This is a genomic window from Micromonospora sp. M51, from assembly GCF_018070305.1.
Classification (GTDB): Bacteria; Actinomycetota; Actinomycetes; order Mycobacteriales; family Micromonosporaceae; genus Micromonospora; species Micromonospora parva.
The window spans coordinates 1-3,845 of the sequence record NZ_JAGPXZ010000604.1; the positions used below are offsets into that span (position 1 = coordinate 1).

Genomic DNA, 3,845 nt, shown 5'->3' on the forward strand with positions numbered 1-3,845 from the left:
GGGCTGGCACTGCTCGCCCTGGTCCTGCTCGGTGCCATCCCCGCCGGGCTGGTGCCCTGATGACCGCCGACGCGACCCGCACGGGCAGCGAGCCCGGCACGCCCGCCGCCACCCGGGCCAGCGACGCACCCGCCGAGAACGTGGCCGAGCCGAGTACGTCGCCGACCACCGTCGACCCCGCCGGTCCGACCAGTGTGGTGCGTGACGGGGCGTTCTGGGCCTGGACGGCAGTCGGCCTGCTGATCGTGGTCGGTCTCGCCGCGCTGACCCGCTTTCTGGAGCAGAACGTCCCGGCCTGGGCCGAGGGCACCGCCGTCGAGGACATCGGAGCGGCGATCGAGTACCCGGTCTACGCGATCCTGCTCGGCCTGCTCGGCAACGTCGCCGTCACAGTGCTCGGGTGGCGCGACCGGATAGCCGCCGCGTTCCGCACCGAGTTCTTCATCAAGACCGGTCTGGTGCTGCTCGGGGCGTCGATCAACCTGGCGGTCATCGCCAGCGCCGCCGGCCCGGCGATCGCCCAGGCGATCCTGCTGATCAGCGGGGTCTTCCTCTTCACCTGGTGGTTGGCTGGCCGGTTCGGCCTCGACGACAAGCTGCGGGCGCTGCTCGCGTCGGCGGTGTCGATCTGTGGGGTCAGCGCGGCGATCGCCGCCGCCGGCGCGGTGCGGGCGCGCCGCGAGCAGTTGGCCTACACGGCGAGTCTGGTCATCGTCTTCGCGCTGCCGTCGATCTTCATCCTGCCCTGGTTGGCCGATGCGTTCGGGCTCTCCGACGCGGTGGCCGGTGCCTGGATCGGTGGCAACATCGACACCACGGCCGCGGTCACCGCCGCGGGAGCGCTCGCCGGGGAGGAGGCTCTCCAGATCGCCAGCATCGTCAAGGTCACCCAGAACGCCCTGATGGGTGTGGTCGCGGTCGCGCTCACCGCGTACTTCACACTGCGGGTGGAACGACGGCCCGGCGCGGCCCGACCAGGTCTCGGTGAGCTGTGGACGCGGTTCCCGAAGTTCGTCCTCGGCTTCATCGCGGCCTCGGTCATCGCCACCTGGTACCTCGACGCGACGGGTGCGGACGGGAAGGCCACCATCGCCATCGTGAACGACCTGCGCGTCTGGTTCCTGATCCTGGCCTTCGTCAGCATCGGTCTGGAGGTCCGGGTCGCGTCGCTGCGGGAGGCGGGTTGGCGACCGGTGGCGGTGTTCGCCAGCGCCACGGTGTTCAACCTCGCGTTGGCGCTCGGCCTGGCGTCCCTGCTGTTCCGCAATTTCTCAGCATGAGGCGGGCGATCGCCGCGGGGTCGTCTCGACAGCCCGTGAGCAAACTACTAGCGACACCGGTGACGTGCAGCTGAATGGGTGAAAACTGACCTCAAGGGACCGAATCACGGGTATCCACGCAGGGCGTTGGGCTAAGTGTCCGTTTGGTAGCTGTTGGGTGGGTTACGGTCGGCCGGTTGCAGCTGCGGGCCGACCGTTCCGTCGTTCCAAGGAGTTCCTCATGGACCTGCCCGTCACCGCCGTCGGTGTCGATCCGCCGACGGGCCTGGTGCCCCGGCGCGTGCTGGTCACCGGAGGCGCCGGCTTCATCGGCAGCCACGTGGTCGCCCGGCTGATGCTGATGGGCAGCCAGGTCCGGGTGCTCGACAACTTCTCCACCGGCCGGATCGAGAACCTGGCCGACGCCGTGTGCGGCGGGCTGACCGAGGCGGACGTCATCTCCGGTGACATCCGCGCGTCGGAGGGTGTCGAGGTCATCCACGAGTGGCAGCCGGACGTGGTGGTGCACCTCGCCGCGCAGCCGAGCCTTCCCACCGCCCGTCGTTCACCGCTGTACGACGCCGACGTGAACGTGTTCGGCACCGTCAACGTGCTGGACGCCTGCGCCCGCAGCGGCGTACGGCTGATCGTCAACGCGACCAGCAGCGACATCTTCGGCAGCGTCGCCGCGCACGAGTTGCCGGTGCGCGAGGACCACCCGATCGCGCCGGTGAGCCCGTACGGCGTCAGCAAGGCCGTCGGCGTGCACTACCTCGACTGGTACGGACGTCAGCACGGCCTGTCGTACACCTCGATGGTGTTGGGAAATGTCTACGGGCCCCGGCAGGAGGGCGGCGACTGCGGTGTGGTGTCCCTGATGGTCGACGCGCTGCTCGGGGGCCGGCAGGCGGTCATCCACGGCGACGGTACGCAGACCCGGGACTTCGTCTACGTCGGCGATGTCGCCGAGGCGATCGCGCTCGCCTGTCACCACAGCGGAGTGGGGACTGTCAACATCGCTTCGGGGCGGCAGACCAGCGTCAACGAGGTGTACGACACCGTCCGGGAGGCGTTCGGCGTCGACGAGGTGGCCCGTTACGAGCCGCTGCCCTGGTCGGGCGAGGTCCGCGACATGGCGCTGGACACCCGCCGGGCGCGCGAGCTGCTCGGCTGGCACCCCACTGTCGGCTTCACCGAGGGCGTCCGGATGACGGTGCGCGAAGCGCGCCGCCGCCAGACCGGCAGCCACATCCTGTCCCCGGCGTGGGCGCTCAGTCGCTGACATCCCAGCGCATATTTCCCGTCATCTGATCGGGAATTTCATCGAACAGTCTCACTCTTGCGGTGCGGCATCCACTGCTGCCACGATGACCGTCAATGCCTTCCGTCGAAGAAGGAGTGGTCGTCATGGCGGTGTCCCGCCGCAGGTTCGTCACATCGGTACTGGCCGGGTCCGCCCTCGCCACCGCCTCCACCACCGAGCTGCTCAACACGGTGGCCGGCCCCGCGCACGCCGCCAGTCCTCCCGGGGACGTGGTCGGCAAGGTGACGGTCGGCTACCAGGGCTGGTTCAGCGCCCCCGGCGACGGCGCGCCGATCGGCGGGTGGTGGCACTGGAGCCGCGACCGGTTCCAGCCGCCCTCGTCCGCCAACACCACCATCGTGTCCTGGCCGGACATGCGGGAGTACACCCGCAGTTACCCCACCGCGTACCCCAACCTGGGCAACGGCCAGCCGGCCACCCTTTTCTCCTCGTACGACCAGCAGACGGTGGACACCCACTTCCGCTGGATGCAGGAGTACGGCTGCGACACCGCCGCCCTGCAACGGTTCAACCCGATGGGCGACGAGGGCCCGACCCGCGACGCGATGGCGCAGAAGGTGCGCTCCGCGGCCGAGCGGTACAACCGCAAGTTCTACATCATGTACGACGTCACCGACTGGTTGAGTTTCCAGTCGGAGATCAAGACCGACTGGACGACGAAGATGGCGGCGCACACCGCGTCGTCCGCGTACGCCCGGCAGAACGGCAAGCCGGTCGTCTGCATCTGGGGTTTCGGGTTCAGCGAGCCCAGCCGCCCCTTCACCCCCGGGCCCTGCCTGGAGGTGATCAACTGGTTCAAGGCGCAGGGCTGCTACGTCATCGGCGGCGTGCCCACCTGGTGGCGGCAGGGCATCGAGGACTCCCGCCCCGGCTTCCTCGACGTCTACCACGCCTTCCACGCGATCTCGCCGTGGATGGTCTACCGGGCCAGGACCGTCGAGGAACTGGACTCGTACTACAACAACGTCAACGTCGGCGACATGGCCGACTGCGCGGCGCGCGGCATCGACTACCTGCCCTGCGTGATGCCCGGCGACCTGGCCGGGGGGCACCGCAAACACGGCGACTTCTACTGGCGGCACATCTACAACATGATCCGGCTCGGCTCCCAGGGCCTGTACGTGTCCATGTTCGACGAGTACAACGAGGGCAACCAGATCGCCAAGACGTCCGAAACCCAGGCCACCACCCCGGCCGGCGCGAACATCCGGGCCCTGGACGAGGACGGCGTCGCCTGCTCCGCCGACTACTACCTGCGAATC

Annotated in this window: 3 protein-coding genes; all 3 read left to right on the top strand. The window is 69.1% G+C overall.

Annotation, left to right across the window (positions count from 1 at the left end; genetic code table 11):
• Positions 1-59: 59 nt before the first annotated feature.
• Positions 60-1,280 carry a YeiH family protein gene (locus KBX53_RS25360; RefSeq protein ID WP_210862025.1) on the top strand — a complete coding sequence of 407 codons (1,221 nt, stop codon included), beginning with the start codon at positions 60-62 and terminating at the stop codon, positions 1,278-1,280.
• A gap of 220 nt (positions 1,281-1,500) precedes the next feature.
• Positions 1,501-2,541, top strand: a complete 1,041-nt coding sequence (locus KBX53_RS25365; RefSeq protein WP_051708736.1) for a GDP-mannose 4,6-dehydratase — start codon at positions 1,501-1,503, stop codon at positions 2,539-2,541.
• Between the two features lie 125 nt (positions 2,542-2,666).
• A partial coding sequence (locus tag KBX53_RS25370) for a glycoside hydrolase family 71/99-like protein (protein WP_247676192.1) occupies positions 2,667-3,845 on the top strand: 1,179 nt, incomplete at its 3' end.